The 19,860-nt window shown below is 64.4% G+C and carries 22 protein-coding genes and 1 tRNA gene; 9 read left to right on the top strand and 14 right to left on the bottom strand.

Annotated features, from left to right (window positions below):
- Positions 1–198: 198 nt before the first annotated feature.
- A complete protein-coding gene (locus AC1RKI_RS13465) occupies positions 199–552 on the bottom strand; it encodes an ElaB/YgaM/YqjD family protein (protein WP_061954569.1) in 354 nt (117 codons plus the stop codon).
- 465 nt (positions 553–1,017) lie between these two features.
- Between AC1RKI_RS13465 and AC1RKI_RS13470 the strand changes: the two genes are divergently transcribed.
- On the top strand, positions 1,018–2,634 hold the full coding sequence (locus AC1RKI_RS13470; protein WP_492795684.1) for a M20/M25/M40 family metallo-hydrolase: 1,617 nt from the start codon (positions 1,018–1,020) through the stop codon (positions 2,632–2,634).
- 56 nt (positions 2,635–2,690) lie between these two features.
- Here the strand turns inward: AC1RKI_RS13470 and AC1RKI_RS13475 are convergent, their stop codons facing one another.
- Positions 2,691–3,215 (bottom strand): MarR family winged helix-turn-helix transcriptional regulator, encoded by a 525-nt coding sequence (locus AC1RKI_RS13475; RefSeq protein WP_061954571.1) that lies wholly within the window; start codon positions 3,213–3,215, stop codon positions 2,691–2,693.
- 346 nt (positions 3,216–3,561) lie between these two features.
- On the opposite strand from AC1RKI_RS13475, the gene AC1RKI_RS13480 reads away from it, so the two are divergent.
- On the top strand, positions 3,562–4,278 hold the full coding sequence (locus AC1RKI_RS13480) for a hypothetical protein (RefSeq protein ID WP_492795686.1): 717 nt from the start codon (positions 3,562–3,564) through the stop codon (positions 4,276–4,278).
- A 167-nt stretch (positions 4,279–4,445) separates the two neighbouring features.
- Here the strand turns inward: AC1RKI_RS13480 and AC1RKI_RS13485 are convergent, their stop codons facing one another.
- The gene (locus tag AC1RKI_RS13485; RefSeq protein ID WP_227460768.1) at positions 4,446–5,186 is read right to left on the bottom strand and encodes an SDR family oxidoreductase; all 741 of its coding nucleotides are present in this window, start codon (positions 5,184–5,186) and stop codon (positions 4,446–4,448) included.
- A 111-nt stretch (positions 5,187–5,297) separates the two neighbouring features.
- Between AC1RKI_RS13485 and AC1RKI_RS13490 the strand changes: the two genes are divergently transcribed.
- On the top strand, positions 5,298–6,221 hold the full coding sequence (locus tag AC1RKI_RS13490; RefSeq protein ID WP_492795689.1) for a LysR family transcriptional regulator: 924 nt from the start codon (positions 5,298–5,300) through the stop codon (positions 6,219–6,221).
- A 30-nt stretch (positions 6,222–6,251) separates the two neighbouring features.
- Here the strand turns inward: AC1RKI_RS13490 and AC1RKI_RS13495 are convergent, their stop codons facing one another.
- On the bottom strand, positions 6,252–6,524 hold the full coding sequence (locus tag AC1RKI_RS13495) for a hypothetical protein (protein ID WP_492795691.1): 273 nt from the start codon (positions 6,522–6,524) through the stop codon (positions 6,252–6,254).
- 477 nt (positions 6,525–7,001) lie between these two features.
- Between AC1RKI_RS13495 and AC1RKI_RS13500 the strand changes: the two genes are divergently transcribed.
- Positions 7,002–7,460 carry a hypothetical protein gene (locus AC1RKI_RS13500; protein WP_150980320.1) on the top strand — a complete coding sequence of 153 codons (459 nt, stop codon included), beginning with the start codon at positions 7,002–7,004 and terminating at the stop codon, positions 7,458–7,460.
- A 150-nt stretch (positions 7,461–7,610) separates the two neighbouring features.
- Complete coding sequence (locus tag AC1RKI_RS13505) at positions 7,611–8,219, top strand: hypothetical protein (RefSeq protein ID WP_227460771.1); 609 nt, start codon at positions 7,611–7,613, stop codon at positions 8,217–8,219.
- Positions 8,220–8,335: 116 nt separating this feature from the next.
- Here AC1RKI_RS13505 and mdcH read toward each other — a convergent pair whose 3' ends face one another.
- From mdcH to mdcA, 7 genes are read right to left on the bottom strand one after another with little or no spacing between them, the layout of a single operon-like run.
- Positions 8,336–9,274, bottom strand: a complete 939-nt coding sequence (gene mdcH, locus AC1RKI_RS13510; RefSeq protein WP_492795693.1) for a malonate decarboxylase subunit epsilon — start codon at positions 9,272–9,274, stop codon at positions 8,336–8,338.
- On the bottom strand, positions 9,259–9,903 hold the full coding sequence (locus tag AC1RKI_RS13515; protein WP_492795695.1) for a malonate decarboxylase holo-ACP synthase: 645 nt from the start codon (positions 9,901–9,903) through the stop codon (positions 9,259–9,261). The genes mdcH and AC1RKI_RS13515 overlap by 16 nt, the downstream gene beginning before the upstream one ends.
- 17 nt (positions 9,904–9,920) lie before the next feature.
- On the bottom strand, positions 9,921–10,760 hold the full coding sequence (gene mdcE, locus AC1RKI_RS13520; protein ID WP_492795697.1) for a biotin-independent malonate decarboxylase subunit gamma: 840 nt from the start codon (positions 10,758–10,760) through the stop codon (positions 9,921–9,923).
- Positions 10,757–11,623, bottom strand: coding sequence for a biotin-independent malonate decarboxylase subunit beta (locus tag AC1RKI_RS13525; RefSeq protein ID WP_492795699.1), 867 nt, complete (start codon positions 11,621–11,623; stop codon positions 10,757–10,759). The genes mdcE and AC1RKI_RS13525 overlap by 4 nt, the downstream gene beginning before the upstream one ends.
- Positions 11,620–11,937, bottom strand: a complete 318-nt coding sequence (locus AC1RKI_RS13530) for a malonate decarboxylase subunit delta (protein ID WP_061954591.1) — start codon at positions 11,935–11,937, stop codon at positions 11,620–11,622. The genes AC1RKI_RS13525 and AC1RKI_RS13530 overlap by 4 nt, the downstream gene beginning before the upstream one ends.
- On the bottom strand, positions 11,937–12,851 hold the full coding sequence (locus AC1RKI_RS13535; RefSeq protein WP_492795700.1) for a triphosphoribosyl-dephospho-CoA synthase: 915 nt from the start codon (positions 12,849–12,851) through the stop codon (positions 11,937–11,939). Before AC1RKI_RS13535 ends, AC1RKI_RS13530 begins: the two co-directional genes overlap by 1 nt.
- Entirely contained in the window at positions 12,851–14,509 is a 1,659-nt protein-coding gene (gene mdcA / locus AC1RKI_RS13540; RefSeq protein WP_492795702.1) for a malonate decarboxylase subunit alpha, read from the bottom strand. Before mdcA ends, AC1RKI_RS13535 begins: the two co-directional genes overlap by 1 nt.
- 267 nt (positions 14,510–14,776) lie before the next feature.
- On the opposite strand from mdcA, the gene madL reads away from it, so the two are divergent.
- Positions 14,777–15,172, top strand: coding sequence for a malonate transporter subunit MadL (madL, locus tag AC1RKI_RS13545; RefSeq protein WP_061954597.1), 396 nt, complete (start codon positions 14,777–14,779; stop codon positions 15,170–15,172).
- 15 nt (positions 15,173–15,187) lie between these two features.
- Positions 15,188–15,970 (top strand): malonate transporter subunit MadM, encoded by a 783-nt coding sequence (madM, locus tag AC1RKI_RS13550; RefSeq protein ID WP_200898999.1) that lies wholly within the window; start codon positions 15,188–15,190, stop codon positions 15,968–15,970.
- Between the two features lie 4 nt (positions 15,971–15,974).
- On the opposite strand, the gene AC1RKI_RS13555 is transcribed toward madM, so the two are convergent.
- On the bottom strand, positions 15,975–16,880 hold the full coding sequence (locus AC1RKI_RS13555) for a LysR family transcriptional regulator (protein WP_492795705.1): 906 nt from the start codon (positions 16,878–16,880) through the stop codon (positions 15,975–15,977).
- Positions 16,881–17,161: 281 nt separating this feature from the next.
- On the opposite strand from AC1RKI_RS13555, the gene AC1RKI_RS13560 reads away from it, so the two are divergent.
- Entirely contained in the window at positions 17,162–17,467 is a 306-nt protein-coding gene (locus AC1RKI_RS13560) for a DUF485 domain-containing protein (RefSeq protein WP_061954600.1), read from the top strand.
- The gene (locus tag AC1RKI_RS13565) at positions 17,464–19,128 is read left to right on the top strand and encodes a cation acetate symporter (protein ID WP_222156486.1); all 1,665 of its coding nucleotides are present in this window, start codon (positions 17,464–17,466) and stop codon (positions 19,126–19,128) included. The genes AC1RKI_RS13560 and AC1RKI_RS13565 overlap by 4 nt, the downstream gene beginning before the upstream one ends.
- A gap of 40 nt (positions 19,129–19,168) precedes the next feature.
- Here the strand turns inward: AC1RKI_RS13565 and AC1RKI_RS13570 are convergent, their stop codons facing one another.
- Positions 19,169–19,501: a DUF2322 family protein gene (locus AC1RKI_RS13570; RefSeq protein WP_492795707.1), complete on the bottom strand. Its 333-nt coding sequence runs from the start codon at positions 19,499–19,501 to the stop codon at positions 19,169–19,171.
- A gap of 160 nt (positions 19,502–19,661) precedes the next feature.
- Positions 19,662–19,738, bottom strand: a tRNA-Val gene (locus AC1RKI_RS13575).
- Positions 19,739–19,860 lie beyond the last annotated feature (122 nt).

Below are 19,860 nucleotides of genomic sequence, written 5' to 3' on the forward strand. Positions count from 1 at the left end.
CTCTAACGGCCCCTTGAGACGATCGTCGTCATTCAAGGCCGGAGCGTACAAAAAGCCGGAGCGCATAACAGCGCTCCGGCTTTTTTGTTGCGCAGCTTGCTCATCATGGCTGCGTCGGCGGTGCGTCGCTACCGCATCGTTGCCACTGCCACGGAGATTGCGGCGTCGTCCTGTCGACTAAGCGCGATCGAACACGGCCTAATCATCGCGACCGTAGCGCGACGATGGCCGGCACAGCAATGCACCGAGCACCACGCCGAGTCCAAGCGCCATGCCGAGCGAGCGCATCGGCTGCTGGTGAACGTACTCGGTCACGCATTCCTGCCCGCGCGACACGCTGTCTGCGACGCTCGTCTTGATCGATGCAAGCTTGTCTTGTCCGCTTGCTGCCTTCGACAGGAAAGCCTGCTTGGCCGATTCGATGGCGTCGCCGGTCAGGTTGGGCAGTTGCGCCAGCAGATCGTCAAGATCCTGCGCCAGTTGCCGCGTGTCGGACTTCAGGCGCTGCTGTGCGTCGTGCGGGTTGATGTTGTTCGGATCGTCAATGGCCATGGCCGTCTCCTAATGGTCTGAATGTGAAAAATGCAAGCAGGGAACGCGAACAAGCACACGTCAGTGAACCCGATGGAACGTGCAGCCCGTGGTTGCGACCCGGGGAAATGGACCGGGCGACCGGGGCCCGGAAGGGATCCAGCGCATGATTCGTACCAGTTGCCTTGCCACGCAGCTTCAGCCCTCCCGCGAGGTTTGTGCGATTGGCATGCCTTCGCAACTTACCGGTTTTGTAATTCCGGGTCAGTGACGACGGCTTCGCGATTTGGCGTTGCGGGGCGCGAGCCGGCTCCCGTATGTGCATGCGGCGGCTCACCGAACAAAGCGACACGGCGCGTCGATAAGACGATTCGCAAAGCAGGTTAAAAAGTGCAAACCGTGGCGTTCTGCGCGACAAGGGCTTTCGGTGTTCAGATGTCTGTGGCCATAATGCGCAGGTGGATAAACCTGCCCATTGAGGAATACATGCCCGAGGAGAACATGCCCGATTTTTCGCCTGCCCACGTCTGGTCTACGCGCATCAAGCGCGTCGCGCGATCGACCCTCGCGGCGTCTGTCGCCGTCCTGTGTGCGACTGCGGCGGCGCACGCCGCGGCACTGGACAGCGCACAGCTCGCGCAGGCGGCGGATCGCGCGGCCGCGGCCAGCTATCGCGAATGGGTGGAACTGCTGGCGATTCCCAACGATGCCACGGTGCCTGCCGATATCCAGAAAAATGCCGACTGGCTGGTGAAGGCGTTCGGCCGGCGCGGCTTCCAGGCGCGCACGCTTGGCAACGGCGACAAACCGATGGTCTATGCGGAATACCGTGCGCCGGCCGCGGCAGGCGGCGCAGCGCGCAAGACCGTGCTGTTCTACATGCACCTGGATGGGCAGTCGGTCACGTCGTCGCAATGGGCGCAGAAGAGTCCATGGGAGGCCACGCTCAAGGCGCGCAGCGCCGACGGCAAGTGGGAGCCGCTGCCGCTCGAGAAGCTGTACGGCGGCCAGGTGGACCCGGAGTGGCGCCTGTTTGCGCGCTCGTCGTCGGACGACAAGGGCCCCATCGTGATGTTCCTCGCCGCGTTCGATGCGCTCAAGGCAGCCGGCGTCGACCCTGGCGTCGACATCAAGGTGCTGCTCGATTCCGAGGAGGAAAAGGGCTCGCCGTCACTGGGCCGTGTCATCGCAGAAAATCTTGCGCTGCTGCGCAACGACGGCATGATCATCTTTGACGGCCCGATGCACCAGAGCAACCAGCCGACGCTGGTGTTTGGCAATCGCGGCATCCAGCTGGTGCAGCTGAAAGTGTTTGGCGCCACTCAGGGGCTGCATAGCGGCCACTACGGCAACTATTCCGCAAATCCCGTGCAACGCATGGCAAGCCTGCTGGCATCGATGAAGGATGACAGCGGCCGCGTGACCATCCCCGGCTACTACAGTGCGGTGAAGATCGACGACCGTGCCCGCAAGGTCATGGCGGCGGTCCCCGATGACGAGGCGGCGCTCAAGCGCCGGCTGGGCATTGCCACCACCGAAAAGGTAGGAGCCAACTATCAGGAGGCGATGCAGTACCCGAGCCTAAATGTGCGAGGCATCGTTGCCGGCGATGTGGGGCCCAAGGCGCGCACCATCATTCCGGAGGTGGCGATAGCCGACATCGACATCCGCACCGTTCCCGAAACTACGCCCGAAAGCCTTGTGGCGATGCTGCGGGCGCATATTGAAAAGCAGGGCTATCACCTTGTGAACGGCGAACCAACGGCCGAAGAACGCGCGCGCTATGCAAAGCTGGCCGCATTAAGTGCCGACGAGGTCTCGGCGTCCAGTTCGGCTGCACGCACCGATCTGAATGCGCCGATCAGCAAGTGGCTGCAGTCGGTGATGCAGGACACCTACGGCAAGCCGCCGGTGCAGATCCGCATGATGGGCGGCACCGTGCCGACGGGCGCGGCGGTGCAGGCGCTGAAATCGCCGTTTGTGATCGTTCCGCTGGTCAATGCCGACAACAACCAGCACAGCTTTGACGAGAACATGCGGCTGGGTAACTACCGCGACGGCATTCGCACGGTCATGGGGATCCTGCAGACGCCGTTCAAGTAGACCGCCGGCGGGGCGCTGGGTCCAGCTCGCCGGCGCCGCCTGTTCCCCGGTATCGCCTATTCCTCTTTGCCCGATCCGGTGCAGATGCCGTGCAGCTTGCGCAGGCCGGTATAGAGCCCACGCCGCTCTTCCGGGCTGAGCAGGCGAATCACCGAAGCCTGGCCGCGCCGCGCCAGTGGAATGACCTGCGCATGCAACGCAGCGCCCGCTTCACTGATCGTGCATGCGAGGCGCTTGCGAGGCGTGGTGCCTTCGGACTGCAGCGTCACCAGGCCGCGATCCTCAAGCAGCCGCAGCGTGCGGCTGACCAGTGCCTTATCCGAGGTGGATTGCTTGACCAATTCGGCAAAAGACATCGGCTCGCCATGCGCCAGCAACGCCAGAATCCGCCACTCGGGCACGGTAAGGTCGAACTGCGTGGCATACGGTTCCGTCACACTGCTGCGCAGGGCGGTCACCAGCTGGCTCAGCATCGTGGTGAGAAAGTCGTTCACGGTCAGGCCGTTGCCGGCTTCGTCGAGATTCGACCAGGGGTCGGAGCCCTCGACGGGGGCGGAAGCGCTACGAGGTGTGCTGGACATGACGGGCAAGGCAGTAATGAGCGCCGCGGCTGCGGCCGGAAACCGGTCGCGATTGTCTCATACAGCGATATGGCTGGACGCAGCCCAACGGGGTCGGCCTTTGGGACACCCAAAATCGTGTCTCCGTCGGGCATATCGCTTCGGCAGCGGCGCGTTGCATCGGTCTCCTGTTGCGCCGATGGTCAGCGTTTGTGATCCTCAATTACTGTTGCAGCACGGTCCTTTGGGGGACTTGCGATGGCCGGGGGCCAACCCGCGCCGAGCCCTCAGGCGCAAATTGCGCCAACGCAAAGAAGCCCGGAATGCATGTAGTTGCTGAGGGTGTGGCACGCGGCGAATTGCTACAGTGCACGCGCTGGAAAGCGCCACAGGTAGTCAATTCTTCGTGTGGCGGAACGAAACTCTCACGCCATTATTCATGCCAATTTTTTATAACACTGGGACCAATAAGGCCATAGGCCTGCAGCAACTTTATCGGAAGCGTTCTTTGAAACCTGCCGGGCACTGCGTGATCGAGGGGATGTGCATGGGTTTGAGTATCACGTGGATTCGCCGCATGCAGTTGGGTTGGAGCTTCAGTTACGTGCCGGACGAGATCGAAGCGATGATCAATCAGCAGTTCTACACGTTCGGCTTTTTACCGTCAGTGGCCAGAGACAGTGCGGAACCTGACAGTGATGACGAACATGAGGAACAAGAGGAGGTGGCTCATAACCGCATGCCCGGCCTATACGCACAAGACCCGGTTTTTATCGAGCTACTTGCTTTGCATGGACTGGAGGGGCTGTATCGGGGCGAGCTCGGTCCACACGATGTGCACCTGTTAGTTGCCGAGGCCCTGTACAACAACGATCCTGTGAGGACTTATCTGCTCTGTGCCAAGCTCCATGTGCACGCCATGGCGATCCGAGACGGAAACATTGCGATATTCGACTCCAATACTGGTACGACGGTATTTTCCGTTAGAGAGGAGACGGATGAGGCACGTCTTTTAGCGTATCTCGCCAGTTTGGTTTCGGACTGTACCAACAAGGCCTTTGGCGTAATGGAATTGAGATATTGATGTATTGATGCGTTGATGTGTTGAACTCGATTGAATCGCCGCACCTCGACATGCCGTCGGCTGGCGCGGCGGCCCACCGTCCGGCTGTTCCGATGCCGGCATGGCGGGAGCGCGGCGAAGTGAATGCCTCCCGCGCCCCTGATGCGTTCGTTCCGACTGGCCAGCCGTCAGGCCGCGAATCCGCCGTCCACGTTCAGGCTTGCACCGGTGACAAAGCTCGATTCCGGGCCGGCCAGATACGCCACCATGCTGGCAATTTCTTCGGGCCGTGCATGTCGCGGCAATGCCATCAGGCCATGAAGCGATTGCGCGAAGTCGGAGGTTTCCGGATTCATATCCGTATTCACCGGGCCCGGCTGCACGTTATTGACGGTAATGCCCTTGGGCCCGAGGTCGCGCGCCATCCCTTGCACCAGCCCCTTCAGGGCCGATTTGCTCATCGCATACGCGGCGCCGCCGGGGAACGGCATGCGGTCCGCGTTTGTGCTGCCGATGTTGATGATGCGTCCGCCTTCGCCCATATGTGCCAGTGCAGCCTTAGATGCGACAAACACGGCGCGCACGTTGACGGCCAGTGTCTTGTCGAAATCCTCGAGTGAAAACTGGTCGACCGGGCCCAGAAACAGTACGCCGGCGTTGTTCACCAGGATGTCGATCCTGCCGAAATGGTTCGCGGCCTCGTTGATGGCGCGCGTGACAGCGGCCGCGTCCGCGGCGTCCGCCTGATAGGCGTGCGCCCGGCCGCCGGCGGCCTGGATCGATTCAACCAGTTGCTGCGCGCCGGCGCCAGAGCTTTGGTAAGTGAAAGCCACGGCGGCGCCGTCACGGGCCAGGCGACGCACAATCGCAGCGCCAATGCCGCGCGAGCCACCGGTAACGAAAGCGACCTTGTTAGAAAGCGAAGTCATGATGGATTCCTTTGTATCGGGAGAAGGTGACCCAAGTATGGCCGGCGGAATCCCCTACCGGTAGTATCTAATCGGTAGTAACTTTTTCAACCATTGGTATATGCTGACGCGATGGAAGCCCTGAACCTGCTCGAATCCTTTGTGCATAGTGCGGACACCGGCAGCTTTTCCGCTGCCGCGCGCCGGCTAGGCCTGACGCCGGCGGCCGTCAGCAAGAATGTGGCCCGGCTGGAAAACCATCTCGGCTTGCGCCTGTTCCAGCGCAGCACCCGTAAGCTCACGCTGACCATGGGTGGCGAGCAGTTTTTCCGTCAGGTGTCCGATCCGTTCTTTACCTTGCGCGATGCGTTTGCCAGCGCCGCGCAGGACGATGGCAAACCTGCGGGCGTACTCAAGGTCAGCATGGGCGTGGCCTTCGGCCGCGAATATCTGGTGCCGTTGCTTGGAGAATTCCTCGACCGCTATCCGGCGATCGTGCCGGACTGGCATTTCGACAACCGCACGGTGGACCTGATCGCGGGCGGCTTCGATGTGGCAATCGGCGGCGGCATCGAGTTGACCGAAGGCCTAATCGTGCGCGAACTGGCGCGTAGCCACGTGGTGGCGACGGCGTCGCCATCGTTCATGAAGGGGCGCTCCATGCCGCGGCATCCGTCGGATCTGGCCGCGTTCGATGGCATCGCGCGGCGTTCGGTGTCTTCCGGGCGGCTGCGTGTGTGGAACCTGCGCAATCAGGTCGGCGAGCAGGCGCTGGCCGAACCGCGCACGCGGATGATTTTCGATGACCCCGAGGCCATGGCCTACGCCGCGATGCAAGGGCTGGGCGTGGCGCTGTTGCCGATGCCGCATGCGGCGCCGTGGCTCGAACGCGGCGATCTCGTGCGTTTGTTACCGGGCTGGTCGGCCGATATTGGCCCGCTCGCGCTGTATTACCCGAATCGAAAATTGTTGCCGTCCAAGACGCGGGTGTTCGTCGAATTCATCGTCGACGCTTTTCAAAGCAAGGGTCTTGCGCGCCGGTTCAATGCGCGATAAGCGTGTTCGGACGAAATCCGGCATGCAGCACTACCTGGGTTGTCGGGCAACCAGCACGACATAGTGCGAGTTGGCAATCGATGTGCCATCGAGCCGCACCAGCCCGCGATCGACCAGCGCGGCGATGCGATACCACGGCACCTGGACATAGCGCGCCGCGGCCGTATCGAACACGCGCACGCTGCCCGTAAATTCTCCGGTCACCGCGGAAAACTGCAGGCTCGCGCGATGCCCATCGCGCAGGCTCTTGAGAATCATCTTCTGCTTTGCGGTGAGCTTGTCTGGTCGTAGGACAGGGGTCATTGCAGGTTCCGGCGCTGCAGATTTGTCGAACCGGATAGCCTCTGCCTTGAATGCCACTGTCGCAACCGCTTGAATGAGTGATTTCTCCGTTCTTTGTTTTTCGTCAGTCGCTTGCGTGACGGCGAGCCGATGCAGCTCTGCTGCCCGTGCCAACGCGCCGCGCACTTTCCAGACGCGGCTGCGCATCAGCGGCACACGGATGGCAATGATCCGATACAGCAATTGATCTGTGGTAACGGTCGCGGCGACGGGGGCAAGTAGATTGACGCTTCTTATTTTTCTGCCCGCGTCAGCATATGCGCGGGCGTTGTCAATCCGATGCCAAAGTTCTATCCCGCCGCGGTCAACCGCAGTTTTGCCACGCTCGGAGTTCCCTATCGGCGCGGCACCTGCGTGCCAATGGCGGCCGCCGTATCGCCCGGGCTGTGCCTCGGATTCTCGATGGCATGGATCCGGCGCTTGCGAGAGGGCAAGCCCATGAGCTATGTGCCGAGTGAAGTGGAAGCGGCCATCGGCCAGTGCTGCTATGTATTCGAATACGGTGCGCGCGGCCAACCATGGCCGGAAGGAGTCAGCTTCGAGATGTTTTCGCCGGGGCTTGCGATAAAGATGCCCGGCTTGCTTCGACATTGCGAGCGCTTGAATCTGACACCCATCGATTGGGGCGAGCAATCGGGCCACACGATCTCATACCTGCTCCATGCGGGACACCGGCCGCATCTGCTTAGAACCTTTCTGCTGGTTGCGGCCAGCCATGCGGTGGCGTTGGCAAGGAAGAACGACTGCATCGCACTGTTCGACCCCAGCACAGGCATTGTCACACTCGATGCTGAGGATGCTTTCGCTGATGGGCGGCTGGCGCGATGCCTGAACGGGCTGCCCGAAGATTCACCACACCGCGGGATTGGCGTACTCGAACTCAGGTCGCGACGGTAAGCCGGCACTCGCATCTGTGCACCGCGGCGCACTGTGGCAATGCGATGGCTCGCGCTTGATTTGGGGTAAATGAGGACGGAAATGTCGCCGGTATATTGCCGCTTTTTGGCCGGAACAGCGGCCAAGTACCGTTCGCGTGGGCAATAAAAAATGATGACGTTTCTGAAGGGTGCCTCGTCGGGATCCATCGTCTTTGGGCAAACCTATCAACGGCGTACGGCCATTCCAAAGGGACCAACGACGTCTCCCGGCACCTGTCTGGGCATGGCCCTCGCCTGGATCCGGCATCTGCATGCCGGCGGCGATTTCGAATACATGCCAACGGACTTCGAAGGCGCACTAAACCAGTTCGGTTGCTACGCATTTCCAGTCCTGCGTGTTGTCGATCCGGCGCTAGCCGCTGAGGACAATTCAGCCTTTCTTCCCGACGACGCAGTCCGGCGTCCCATCCTCATTGCCTACTGCACGCGGGTGGGATTCACCCCGATCCACAAAGGTGTACGTGCGCCGGAAGGTGTGACCCGACTGGCGAAGGAATGCTGCCGCAGCCCCGGATTGCGGACGTTCATTCTCGCCAGCGACTTCCATGCCACGGCGCTGGCGGTAAGAGGCAAAGATATCGCCGTGTACGATTCCGCAGAAGGTATTGGCATTTTTCGGCAGCGCACCGCATTGGACGATGAAGTGATGACGAAGTGGTTCCGGACCTTGCCAGGAAACGGTGTGCCGCTGATCGGCGTGCTGGAACTGACTTACTGAGCCCGTAAATTTAGCAAAAACGTCCGCTCCCCCTCCCACCGGCATCCATCGCTCGCCCCTCCAGTCTCCGCTACGACAGACACGAATCCAGGATGAAACCTCGGCGCGCCGACGGCTTATTCGCGCGTAGCTTCCCGCTGCATCAACACCATCACGCTGTCGGCCCGCATGTCCGACAGCGCCACCGCCTGCGCAAACAGCGGCTGGCACAGTCGCGTCAGCACATTGCCCGGCGGCATTTCCACCGCAAGGCGCATCTCGCACGCGCGGGCCAGCAGCATGGTTTCGTGCCAGCGCACCGGCCGTGACATGTTGAGTGCCAGATCTTCTGCGATGCGTGCCGGATCGCGCAGTTCGCGCGCGGCGCTGGCGCTGAAGTAGCGCAGCGCCGGACGTTTCAGAGACTGGACAAGCGATGGTTCCGTGAAGGCGCGATGCAGGGCGTTGGCGGCGTCATCGAGCAGGGCGCAGTGTGACGGCACGGCGATAGCCACCCGCTGTGCGCTGCGCGCGCCGGCGGCCAGTGCCAGCTCTGCCACGCGAGCCATGGCCGCATCGGCACCAGCGATCACCATTTGCGTATCGGCGTTGTAATTGGCCATGTAGACGGGCGCGTCGATGCGATGCACGCGCGCCACGATCGCCTCAAGCCGACCCGCGTCGAGACCCAGGATGGCGGTCATGCCGTGGCCGGACGGATAGGCGGTCTCCATCAGCGCGCCGCGCATCGCCACCAGCCGCACCGCATCGGCAAATGGCAGCACGCCGGCCACCACGGCTGCCGCAAATGCGCCAATCGACAGTCCTGCCACGGCATGCGCCTGCGCGCCGTCGGCGAGCAACGCGCGCGCGCTGGCGACGCCAGCCACCAGTAGGCAAAGCTGTACGGAAACCGTGGAGGCCAGATGCGCGGCGTCATCGTGCACCAGGATATCGTCGCCGAGCGACTCGCTCGCTTCCGCCAGCGTGCGCTGGACGTGTGGATGGCAGGGCAGCGCATGCAGCATTCCGGGGCGTTGCGAGCCCTGTCCGGGGAACGTCAGCAGTGTTGACATGCGATCTTCCAGGGATCGTCGCACAGCAGCGGGCCGGTGTCGGTCTTCAGCAGCACGCGGCCTTGCGTGCGCAGAAACTCGCGCAGCGCAAAGGCGCCGTACGGTGTGCCGATCTGCATGTCGATCCGGGCCGCGCCGTGGTCGATGACGTCGCGCAGGATGGCGATCTCCGCCGACGACAGCGCCTGTAGCGCCAGAAGCAGCAGGTCGATATCGCTGCCGGCGTGGAGCACGTCGATGCCTGCGGCCAGTGTGAAGCCCACCGCGCCGGTTACGCCCCACGCATGCGGCAGCCCGCCAAGCTGGCGGGCGATGGGATCGAGCGCGCGCAAGGCGGGGATCTCGTCGCGGCGCGGGTGCAGGCGCCAGAAGCCGGCGCGTGCGATGTCGACGGGCGTGACGACGGTGGCGCACTGATCGGCATCGATCCACGTTGCGTAGCGCTGCGCGCGCGTGCGTCCGCGAATGCCGACGGGAATGCGCCCGCGTCCGCTCGCATCGCGATCGCGCCGCACCACCAGCGGCGCCTGGGCAAGCCACGATGCGTCGGCCCACTCGGGCACGTCGCCCGCCGCCAGAAACGCTGCGGGATCGCGAAGCCAGATCAGATCGTGTGGTTGCGCGCGCATGGCGATGGCGGGAGACGTCAGTCGCGCCACTGGCTGGCCAGCAATGCGCGAACGCGCCGCGTGGCGCCACGGTGTTCTCCGTGCTGACGCGCGCGCAGGTCGCACTGGGGATCGGCATCGATGTCGGCCAGCGCGTCGTGCAGATGACGCATCACGACTTCGACATCGCCGGCATTGGGCGACGCGGCGTTCTCCACCGCGATCGTGCGCCACAGCAGGCCCAGGCTTGCATAGTTGTCGATGTCGTACGCCATCGGCGGCACGGTCGCGGCGAATGCCTCGAGTTCCTCCACGCTGCGCAGCGTAATGCGCGCGGCGGCTTCCTTGCCCATCGCGTGCACCTGCACGCCCGGATCGGCCAGCGCGAGGATGCGGTTGGCCTGATAACCATGCGCCAGGAACGCGCCCGACATCGCCTTGCCCACCAGTAGCGCAATGACTGGATGCCCTTGCAGACGCGCCGTGGCATAGGCGGCGGCCGCGCTGGCCAGCGCCTGATGAATGCCGAGCGCTTCCTCGCGGCGTCCGTAGGCCTGGCTTGGCGTGTCGACAATGGCGACGATGGCCCGCTTGATCGATGCGTCGCGATCCGCGTCGATGACCTCATGCACGGCGCGCGCGAGCGACCAGCCTTCCAGCAGCCCTACTTCGCCGTTCCGGGCGCGCGGAAAAGGGTTGTCCGGATCCGGCACCACCGCGATCAGCCGCGTGCCACGTCCCCACAGTTCGACGTCGGCCAGCTGTACCGAGCGCGGATATCCGGCGCTGCGCACCGCACGCCCGCTCAAGGCATCGAGCCATGCCTGCCCGCGCCCGGCGATGTCCTGCGCGCGATGGGAATCGCTGGTCGTGCTCATTGCCGTTCTCCAAGAATGCTGCGTGCCGTGGCGGGGTCGATCTGCTGCGTCGCGCCGTGCGCCACATAGCCGGCGATGCGTTGCAGGTAATCGTCGTACCGTTCGCTGCGCAGTGCCGCATCGCGCGTGTGTTGCACCGAGGCATTGGCCAGCGCCGCCACGGCTTCGCGAATCTCGCGCGCGTCGTCGTCGACGAAGCGATCAACCAGTCCGGTCGCGTAGCGTTGCTCGCCGCCCGTCAGGCCCCAGATAAACGGCCGATCGCGCGAATCGTATTCGGCGATGCCCGCTTCCTGCTCGATCACGGCAGGACCATTCAGGCCAAGGCGCGCCTCGCGCGTGACTACCAGCGCAGAGCACAGCCCCGCCGCGATCGACATGCCGCCAAAGCAGCCCACTTGTCCGGCGATCACGCCGACCACCGGCTGGTAGCGCCGCAGGTCGACGATGGCCGCGTGAATCTCGGCAATCGCAGCGAGGCCCAGATTGGCTTCCTGCAGCCGCACGCCGCCGGTTTCGAACAGGATCACCGCGCGCGTCGGCACGCCGTTGCGATTGTCGTCGGCGGCCAGTTCGAGCGCGCCCGCAATCTTGGCGCCGCCGACTTCGCCCAGGCTGCCTCCCTGGAACGCGCCTTCGATGGCCATCAGCACCGCCGGCTGGCCGTCGATCTTTCCCTTGGCGACGATCACGCCGTCATCGCCTTGCGGCACCACGCCTTGACGCTCCAGCCAGGGCGACGTCAGGCCGTCGAACGGACCGGCCAGTTCGCGCAGCGTGCCTGCGTCGAGTAGCGCGCGGGCGCGCTCGCGCGCACCGAGTTCGATAAAGCTCTCACGCGATAACAGGGCGGCGCGGTTCATGTCGGCTCCTGATCGGGGTGCGGTGCCAGCGCTTCGAACGCTTCGGCCAGCCGCATGCCCACCACGCCCGGCGTGGCGCCGAAATCGTGGATGCGGATGCGCATGGCGGCGCGCGGCTCGGCGCTGAAAACGCGCGTCAGTTGCGCATCCCAGACACGACCGTAGCCGTTGACCGATGTGGTGACGTCGATCGATGTCCTGCCGGCTTCGCCCGGTTCGATCATCACCTCGAGATCGCCGGAGCCAACCACGCCAACCAGCACTCGGCGCGATGCCGGCGCGCCGGCGGCATATTCGAATCGGAGTTGTTCCATCAGGGCTCTCCCACGGCGCAAAGCCGATCAAGAAATAACGTGGCGGCCAGCAGATCGGCTGCGCCGCCGGGCGATGCCTGGTGCGCACGCATCGTGGCCTCGAGATCGTGCAGGCGGCGTCGCCCGCTCAGCGTGCCAATACCGCCCGCGTCGATCACTGCTTCGGCGCCGGCCTGCACGTCGGCCAGTCCCGCCAGTCCGGCGCGCGCCAGCACGCAGGTATCGTCCAGCTGCGCAACGATGGCGAGCAGCGTGTTGACCTGTGCGGTCGGTTCGGCGTCGCCGCGCGCGCGGCACGCGCGCAGCATGGGCAGGCCCACGCCGGTGACATGCGGAAACCCGGCCTCGGCCTGTTCGCGCGCGCCGCCCACGGCGTAGGTGGCGCGCACCCATTCACCCTTGTTGCCGGTGTGCGCAGGCCGATGACGATCCGGCATGCGTGCGATGACGCCAGCCATGCGCGCCACCGACGACGCGCTGCGCGTGCTGCCGAGCCAACCCGCAGCACCGGCCAGCAGGCCGAGCGCCCAGATTGCGCCGCGATGCGTGTTGACGCCGCCCGTGACGCGCAGCATCTGCGCTTCTGCGCTGCGTCCGAGCGCGCCAAGCTGCTCGCGCAGCGCCGCGTCGAGGCGTCTGGCATGCTGGCCGGCGCGCGCCATCGCGACAAAGCCGTCGCGCAGGCTGTGCGCGGAATCGATCATCAGTTGCAGCGACATGTCGCGATGGCTGCCGTTGCCGCGGGCGTCGACGAGTCCGGGTTTGGGGGCGAGCGTCGCTTCGTCGATCAGGACCCCCACGGCGAGATCGCCGATGGCCTGCGCCATGTCGATAACCGGCGCGGCGTGCGCTGCGTGCGGTGCGGGAGGCAAGGGCGCGACGGGCAGGGCTGCCTGCGATGCGGGGAATCCCATCACCAGCTCCGGAAGCGCGCGGGCGGGTTGTAGAGGCCGCCCGACCATTCGACCAGATCCGCCATGCTCTTGGCGGCCAACAGCGACCGCGTGGCCTGTGCGCGATGCACGCCGAGATCCTCGGGCAGTGCGATCAGCCCGTCGCTGCGCATCTGGCGCGTGGTGGCGGGATCATGGCGCATGCCGATCGGCGTCACGCCCGCCACGGCCGCGATCATCCTGCGGCGTTCTTCCAGCGAGCGCGCCTTGTACAGGTAAGCAATGCCTTCTTCGGTCAGCACGTGCGTCACGTCGTCGCCGTAGATCATCACCGGCGCCAACGGCATGCCGCTGTCCTTGGCCACCTGCACTGCATCCATCGATTCCACAAAGGTCGGTTTGCCGCCCGCCTGGAAGGTTTCCACCATCTGCACCACCAGTTTGCGCCCGCGCGCGAGCGGGTCGTCGCTTTCGATCAGGTCCAGCCAGGCCGGCGTGGCGTGGCGTCGGCCGCCGGGATTGTGGCCCATGTTGGGCGCACCGCCGAAGCCGGACAGGCGTCCGCGCGTAACGGTCGACGAATGCCCGTCGCCGTCGATCTGCAGCGTCGAGCCGATGAACAGGTCCACCGCGTATTGCCCGGCCAACTGGCACAGGGCGCGATTGGAACGCATGCTGCCGTCCGCGCCGGTGAAGAACACATCGGGCCGAGCGGCCACGTAGTCTTCCATGCCGAGCTCGCTGCCAAAGCTGTGCACGCTTTCCACCCAGCCCGATTCGATCGCGGGGATCAGCGTGGGATGCGGGTTGAGCGTCCAGTACTTGCAGATCTTGCCCTTCAGGCCCAGTTGCTCGCCATAGGTGGGCAGGATCAGCTCGATGGCGGCCGTGTTGAAGCCGATGCCGTGATTGAGCGACTGCACGTTATGGCGTTCGTAGATGCCGCGGATCGCCATCATCGCCATCAGGATGTGCACCGGCTTGATCAGTCGGGGATCGCGCGTGAACAACGGCTCGCAGAAGAACGGCTTGTCCGACTGCACCACATAGTCGATCCAGGAGCCCGGGATATCCACGCGCGGCAGGTCGGCCGGGTCGTCGACGATCTCGTTGACCTGCGCAATCACGATGCCGTCGCGAAACGCCGCCGCTTCCACCAGCGCCGGGGAATCCTCGGTGCTGGGCCCGGTGTAGAGGTTGCCGTGGCGATCGGCCTTGTAGCCGGCGGTCAGCACGATGTGCGGCGTCAGGTCGACATAGAGCCGCGAGTACAGTTCGATATAGGTATGGATCGCGCCGATTTCGAGCAGTCCATCGGCGAGGAACTGCGAGATGCGCACGCTCTGCGCGCCCGCATACGCAAAGTCCAGCTTGCGTGCGATGCCGCGCTCGAAGAGATCCAGATGCTCCACGCGGCTAACGCTGGGGATGATCATATGGAGGTCGTGCAGGCGCGCGGGATCGGCATCGGCCAGCGCGCGCGACAGAAAGTCCGCCTGCTTCTGGTTGTTGCCTTCCAGCACCACGCGGTCGCCCGGCGCGGTCACGGTTTCGAGGAAGGCCACGATGTCGCCGGTGGGAATGACCTTGCCTGTGGCGATGCTCGCCCCCAGGGCCTGCCGGCGGCGCTTTTCTGCGCGGCGCGTGTCCCACTGTCGTTCCGGTATCGGGTTCAGCATGGCGTCTCCGGTGTGCTGCGATCGTTACAGCAAAGATAGGGGAGGGCGCACCTCGCGAACAATCAACATCGGCGGCGAAACGTTACGCCCCGCGTAAATGATCCGCGCGCCATGTGCCGGGTACCCGGTGCCGGTCACGATTAACCGTACCGTAACGATCCGGCGCGGCAGGTTGATTGATACGCGCCTGCACGCTTCCTAGAGTTGTTGGTATATGCCCGGCACCGTACCGGCAACATCACACAGACAACACCACCGGAGACAACCATGATCATCTACGGAACCGCCCTGCTGGCGATCTGCCATCTCGTAGGGCTCTATCTCGGCGACCTGCTGGGCGTCGCCATCGGCGTGAAGGCCAATGTGGGCGGCGTGGGCATCGCCATGCTGATGCTGATTTCGATCCGGCTGTATCTGCATGACCGCGGTCTGCTGCCGCGCGAAACGGAGGCGGGCGTCGGCTTCTGGGGCGCGATGTATATCCCCGTGGTGGTGGCGATGGCGGCGCAGCAGAACGTAGTGGCAGCGCTGCGCGGCGGGCCGGTCGCGCTTATCGCGGCGGTGCTGGCGGCCGGCGTGTGCGCCTGCCTGATCGCGCTGCTGAGCCGCACCGGCGACCATGAACCGCTACCGCCATTGCCGGCCGAAGCCGCAGCGCAATAAGACCGGGAGACTGACATGTCGATTGCTTCGCTGGCCGTGATGGCCCAGAACGTACTGCTGCACAACGGCCTCGTGACGGCGTTTGCCGCCGTTGGCATCGTGATGTGGGTGTCGTCCCAGATCTCGCGGAAACTGACAAAGGGACGCCTGCATGCGTCGGCCATTGCCATCATGATCGGCCTGGCGCTGGCGTACTACGGTGGCGTGGTCACGGGCAAGGACAAGGGCCTGGCCGATTTCGCGCTGTTTTCGGGCATCGGCCTGATGGGCGGCGCAATGCTGCGCGACTTCGCCATCGTCGCCACGGCCTTCGAAGTGCAGGTGCGCGAGGCGCGCAAGGCCGGCATGGTGGGCGTGGTGTCGCTGCTGCTGGGCACCGTGGTGCCATTTGTGGTGGGTGCCTGTGTGGCGCGCGCCTTTGGCTATGACGACGCCGTCAGCATGACAACGATCGGCGCCGGCGCGGTGACGTACATCGTCGGCCCGGTGACCGGGGCGGCGCTGGGCGCCAGTTCCGACGTCATCGCGCTGTCGATCGCAACGGGGCTGATCAAGGCCATCATCGTGATGGTCGGCACGCCGTTCGCGGCGGGCTTCCTGGGCTTGAACAACCCGCGCGCGGCCATGGTGTTTGGCGGACTGGCCGGAACGGTCAGTGGCGTATCGGCCGGACTTGCCGCAACGGACCGCCGCCTGGTGCCATACGGCGCGCTGGTGGCCACTTTCCACACTGGCCTCGGCTGCCTGCTGGGGCCGTCGGTGCTGTATCTGGCGACCAAGGCGATCGTCGGGGGATGAGCGTTCAGTGGGTGAGCATGCGGCACACGGCCGCCAGCGCCAGCAGATTGGGATCGCGTTCGCGGCGGCGCAGGAAGCTCAGGCCGATGATCTGCTTCATGTCGAAATCGGGCGTCAGCGGGATGAAGGCAACGTTGCGCGCAAAGACGTCGCGCACGCGGCCCGGCAGCAGCGAGTAGCCGATGCCGCCGCCCACCAGATTCATCAGCGAGAAAATATCGCCCACCTTCATGACCACGTTTGGCGTGAAGTCGGCGATGCGGAAAGCCTCGGCAAATCCGCTCGACGTCACGAAGCCATCGCCGAGCGCCACAAAAGGCTCGTCGCGGCATTGGCGCAGATCCACGGCGTCCATGCTGGCGTAGTGCGAATCGGCCGGCGCGGCGAAGAAGATATCGTCCTCGAACATCGGGATCGACTCGATCTCGGTGGAGGCTTCGGGCAGGCCCATCAGCGTGGCGTCGATCGTGCCCTGGCGCAGCTTGTCGAGCAGGTCGGCGTTGGAGCCGAGCACCAGTTCAGTCTGCAGTTCCGGGCGGCGCATCTTGATGCCGATGACCACCTGCGGCACGGTGCGGATGGTCAGCGAATACAGCGATCCGATCTTGAGCTGGTCGGCTGAATACCCGGCGGCCTCGCGCGTCATGCGCACGCCGTCGGCCATGGTCTTGATCACATCGCGCGCCACATCGGCCAGCACATGCGCGGCTTCGGTCGGCAACAGGTTGCGGCCCTCGTGGCGGAACAGTGCGCAGCGCAGTCCTTCTTCCAGCGAATGCAGCGCACGGTGCACGCTGACGGTGCTGACGTCCAGCGTTTCGGCCGCCTTCGCCAGATTGCCGGTCTCCATGAAAGCGAGCAGCGCTTCGAGTTTGCGGAAGGTGATGTCTTCGCTGATGCGTTCGGGCATGGCGGGGCGTGTGGGCGAACAGGCCCCGATGATCGCACACCGTGGCGCGCGATGTCATGGCGCTCGCTTGCGCATCCGATAGGCCGCGGCGCTGGTGCGCTGTTCGAAGCGCGGCGCGTACGCGCATCGTCGATCACAACGCGACGCGGTCGCCACGTGCGATGCGCGGCGCTTAACGTTTACCCCGGCAACGCGCGGCGCACGCTGTAAGAACCGGGTAAGCGGCGCGCTTTACCTTACGGTCATCGTCGAAACAAAAGCTGATACGCAGGAGACACGCGATGCACGATGATCTGATCGAGAAACTGAAGGCCAGCCCGCATTACCGGGACCTGGTGCGCCGGCGCAGCCGGCTGGGCTGGCTGCTGACGGCCGTGGTGCTGGTGGTCTACTACGGCTATGTGCTGCTGATTGCGTTCGACAAGGAACTGCTGGCGCGCCGCGTGGGCGACGGCGTGACGACGTGGGGCATGCCGATCGGGCTGTTCGTGATCGTGTTCACGGTGGTGATCACCGGGCTCTATGTGCGCCACGCCAACGGCGTCTATGACGACCTGACCGAGAAGATCAAGCGGGAGGTCGCATGAATACGTATCGCGCGATGGGCGCCAGCGCGCTGCTGGGCCTGTGCTGCACGGCCGCGTTTGCGGCGGGCGGCGATCTGGGGCAGGCGGTCAAGCAGCCCACCAACTGGACGGCCATCGCCATGTTCGTGGTGTTCGTCATCGGCACGCTGTTCATCACCAAATGGGCCGCCAAGAGGACCACATCGGCGGCCACCTTCTATACGGGCGGCGGCGGTATCACGGGTTTTCAGAATGGCCTGGCGATTGCTGGCGATTTCATGTCGGCGGCTTCGTTCCTGGGCATTTCCGCCGCGGTGTACACCAGCGGCTACGATGGCCTGATCTATTCCATCGGCTTCCTGGTGGGCTGGCCGATCATCACGTTCCTGATGGCCGAGCGGCTGCGTAACCTGGGCCGCTTCACGTTTGCGGACGTGGCGGCGTATCGCTTCAAGCAGGCGCCGATCCGCGCCTTCGCGGCGTCGGGCACGCTCGTCGTCGTGGCGTTCTACCTGATCGCCCAGATGGTTGGCGCGGGGCAACTGATCAAGCTGCTATTCGGGCTGGAGTACTGGGTGGCGGTGGTCATCGTTGGTGCGCTGATGATGATCTACGTGCTGTTTGGCGGCATGACGGCCACCACATGGGTGCAGATCATCAAGGCCTGCCTGCTGCTGGGCGGCGCGTCGTTCATGGCCTTCATGGTGCTGGCGCAGTTTCACTTCAGCCCCGAGGCGCTGTTCGCCAAGGCGGTGGAGGTGCACGCGAAGAAGGATTCGATCATGAGTCCCGGCAACTTCATCAAGGATCCGATCTCGGCGATTTCGTTCGGTATCGCGCTGATGTTCGGCACGGCCGGGCTGCCGCATATCCTGATGCGATTCTTCACCGTGCCCAATGCCAAGGAAGCGCGCAAGTCGGTGTTCTGGGCCACCACCTGGATCGGCTATTTCTACATCCTGACCTTTATCATCGGCTTTGGCGCGATCGTGCTGGTCAGCACCAACGCCAGTTTTCAGGACGGCAGCGGCAAGCTGCTGGGCGGCGTGAACATGGCGGCGGTGCACCTGGCCAGCGCGGTGGGCGGCAACGTTTTCCTGGGCTTTATTTCGGCCGTGGCGTTCGCCACCATCCTCGCCGTGGTGGCCGGCCTCACGCTGGCCGGCGCGTCAGCCGTATCGCACGACCTCTATGCCACGGTGTTCAAGCACGGCAAGGCCTCCAGTGCCATGGAGCTGCGCGTATCGCGCATCACGACGATGGTCCTGGGCCTGGTCGCCGTGGTGCTCGGGATCGTGTTCGAGAAGCAGAACATCGCGTTCATGGTGTCGCTGGCGTTTGCCGTGGCGGCTTCGGCCAACTTCCCGGTGCTGTTCATGTCCGTGCTATGGAAGGGCTGCACCACGCGCGGCGCGATGGTCGGCGGATTCCTCGGCCTGCTGTCGGCGGTGGTGCTGACCGTGCTGTCGCAGGCGGTATGGGTCGACGTGTTCCACTTCAAGAGCGCGCCGTTCCCGTACACGTCGCCGGCGCTGTTCTCGATGACGATCGGCTTTGTCGGCATCTGGCTGGTGTCGATCACCGACCGGTCCGCGCGGGCGCGTGTGGACAAGGCAGGCTTCGAGGCGCAGGAACTGCGTTCCGAAACCGGTATCGGCGCGGTCCAGGCGTCGGCGCACTGATGCCTGCGGCGGCCGGCGCGGCGCGTGGACAGATGCGCAATCAGCCCTTGGCCACGACCTCGATGCGCAGCGCGGGCGCGCCGGCCACGATGGCCAGCAGGCGGTCGACATTGGGATGCGCGCCGGGCCGGTTGCGGGCGTCGGCGGTGTGCTCGGCAAACACTTCCAGCGCATGCGCCGCGGCCTGCGCATCGAGTTTGTCGAATGACTGCCGAATATAGTTGTAGACAGCCACCGAACCCTGCTTGCCCGGCATGTTTTCGATGCTCGCGGCGACGACGCGTTGCGCATCGAGCAGATCGATGCGCGCGATGCCGTCGATCGCGGGCAGCTGGGCGAGGTTGTCCTTGAATACGTTGCCGGGCTGAATCATGGGGGCGCTCCGTGGTGCGTGATGCCGAAAATGTCGCGGCTGTCATGGCGACTGGCGGCGGGGAAAGGCCAAAACAGGGCCCAAATCGGGCCATACCGGCCCAAAACCAAGACAAAAACGGACGGTGCCTTTCGGCGACCGTCCGTTCCTGTTTGTGCGTTGGTAGGCTCGATTGGACTCGAACCAACGACCCCCACCATGTCAAGGTGGTGCTCTAACCAGCTGAGCTACGAGCCTGAAGAGGGGCGAATTCTATCGGCAGGTTTCGGATCGCGCAAGTATTTCTTGCGCACGCCGCCCGATCGACATGTTTTGCTTTGGTTTGCCTTGAGGCTGCGGATGCGCCACGATGGCCGTTG

The organism is Cupriavidus sp. GW822-FHT06G04, from assembly GCF_058799075.1.

Excerpts from the sequence above, each read along its gene's own strand:
- AC1RKI_RS13465 (WP_061954569.1), bottom strand. The coding sequence starts at position 552 with ATGGCCATTGACGATCCGAACAACATCAACCCGCACGACGCACAGCAG.
- AC1RKI_RS13470 (WP_492795684.1), top strand. The coding sequence starts at position 1,018 with ATGCCCGAGGAGAACATGCCCGATTTTTCGCCTGCCCACGTCTGGTCT.
- AC1RKI_RS13475 (WP_061954571.1), bottom strand. The coding sequence starts at position 3,215 with ATGTCCAGCACACCTCGTAGCGCTTCCGCCCCCGTCGAGGGCTCCGAC.
- AC1RKI_RS13485 (WP_227460768.1), bottom strand. The coding sequence starts at position 5,186 with ATGACTTCGCTTTCTAACAAGGTCGCTTTCGTTACCGGTGGCTCGCGC.
- AC1RKI_RS13490 (WP_492795689.1), top strand. The coding sequence starts at position 5,298 with ATGGAAGCCCTGAACCTGCTCGAATCCTTTGTGCATAGTGCGGACACC.
- AC1RKI_RS13495 (WP_492795691.1), bottom strand. The coding sequence starts at position 6,524 with ATGACCCCTGTCCTACGACCAGACAAGCTCACCGCAAAGCAGAAGATG.
- AC1RKI_RS13500 (WP_150980320.1), top strand. The coding sequence starts at position 7,002 with ATGAGCTATGTGCCGAGTGAAGTGGAAGCGGCCATCGGCCAGTGCTGC.
- AC1RKI_RS13505 (WP_227460771.1), top strand. The coding sequence starts at position 7,611 with ATGATGACGTTTCTGAAGGGTGCCTCGTCGGGATCCATCGTCTTTGGG.
- mdcH (WP_492795693.1), bottom strand. The coding sequence starts at position 9,274 with ATGTCAACACTGCTGACGTTCCCCGGACAGGGCTCGCAACGCCCCGGA.
- AC1RKI_RS13515 (WP_492795695.1), bottom strand. The coding sequence starts at position 9,903 with ATGCGCGCGCAACCACACGATCTGATCTGGCTTCGCGATCCCGCAGCG.
- mdcE (WP_492795697.1), bottom strand. The coding sequence starts at position 10,760 with ATGAGCACGACCAGCGATTCCCATCGCGCGCAGGACATCGCCGGGCGC.
- AC1RKI_RS13525 (WP_492795699.1), bottom strand. The coding sequence starts at position 11,623 with ATGAACCGCGCCGCCCTGTTATCGCGTGAGAGCTTTATCGAACTCGGT.
- AC1RKI_RS13530 (WP_061954591.1), bottom strand. The coding sequence starts at position 11,937 with ATGGAACAACTCCGATTCGAATATGCCGCCGGCGCGCCGGCATCGCGC.
- AC1RKI_RS13535 (WP_492795700.1), bottom strand. The coding sequence starts at position 12,851 with ATGGGATTCCCCGCATCGCAGGCAGCCCTGCCCGTCGCGCCCTTGCCT.
- mdcA (WP_492795702.1), bottom strand. The coding sequence starts at position 14,509 with ATGCTGAACCCGATACCGGAACGACAGTGGGACACGCGCCGCGCAGAA.
- madL (WP_061954597.1), top strand. The coding sequence starts at position 14,777 with ATGATCATCTACGGAACCGCCCTGCTGGCGATCTGCCATCTCGTAGGG.
- madM (WP_200898999.1), top strand. The coding sequence starts at position 15,188 with ATGTCGATTGCTTCGCTGGCCGTGATGGCCCAGAACGTACTGCTGCAC.
- AC1RKI_RS13555 (WP_492795705.1), bottom strand. The coding sequence starts at position 16,880 with ATGCCCGAACGCATCAGCGAAGACATCACCTTCCGCAAACTCGAAGCG.
- AC1RKI_RS13560 (WP_061954600.1), top strand. The coding sequence starts at position 17,162 with ATGCACGATGATCTGATCGAGAAACTGAAGGCCAGCCCGCATTACCGG.
- AC1RKI_RS13565 (WP_222156486.1), top strand. The coding sequence starts at position 17,464 with ATGAATACGTATCGCGCGATGGGCGCCAGCGCGCTGCTGGGCCTGTGC.
- AC1RKI_RS13570 (WP_492795707.1), bottom strand. The coding sequence starts at position 19,501 with ATGATTCAGCCCGGCAACGTATTCAAGGACAACCTCGCCCAGCTGCCC.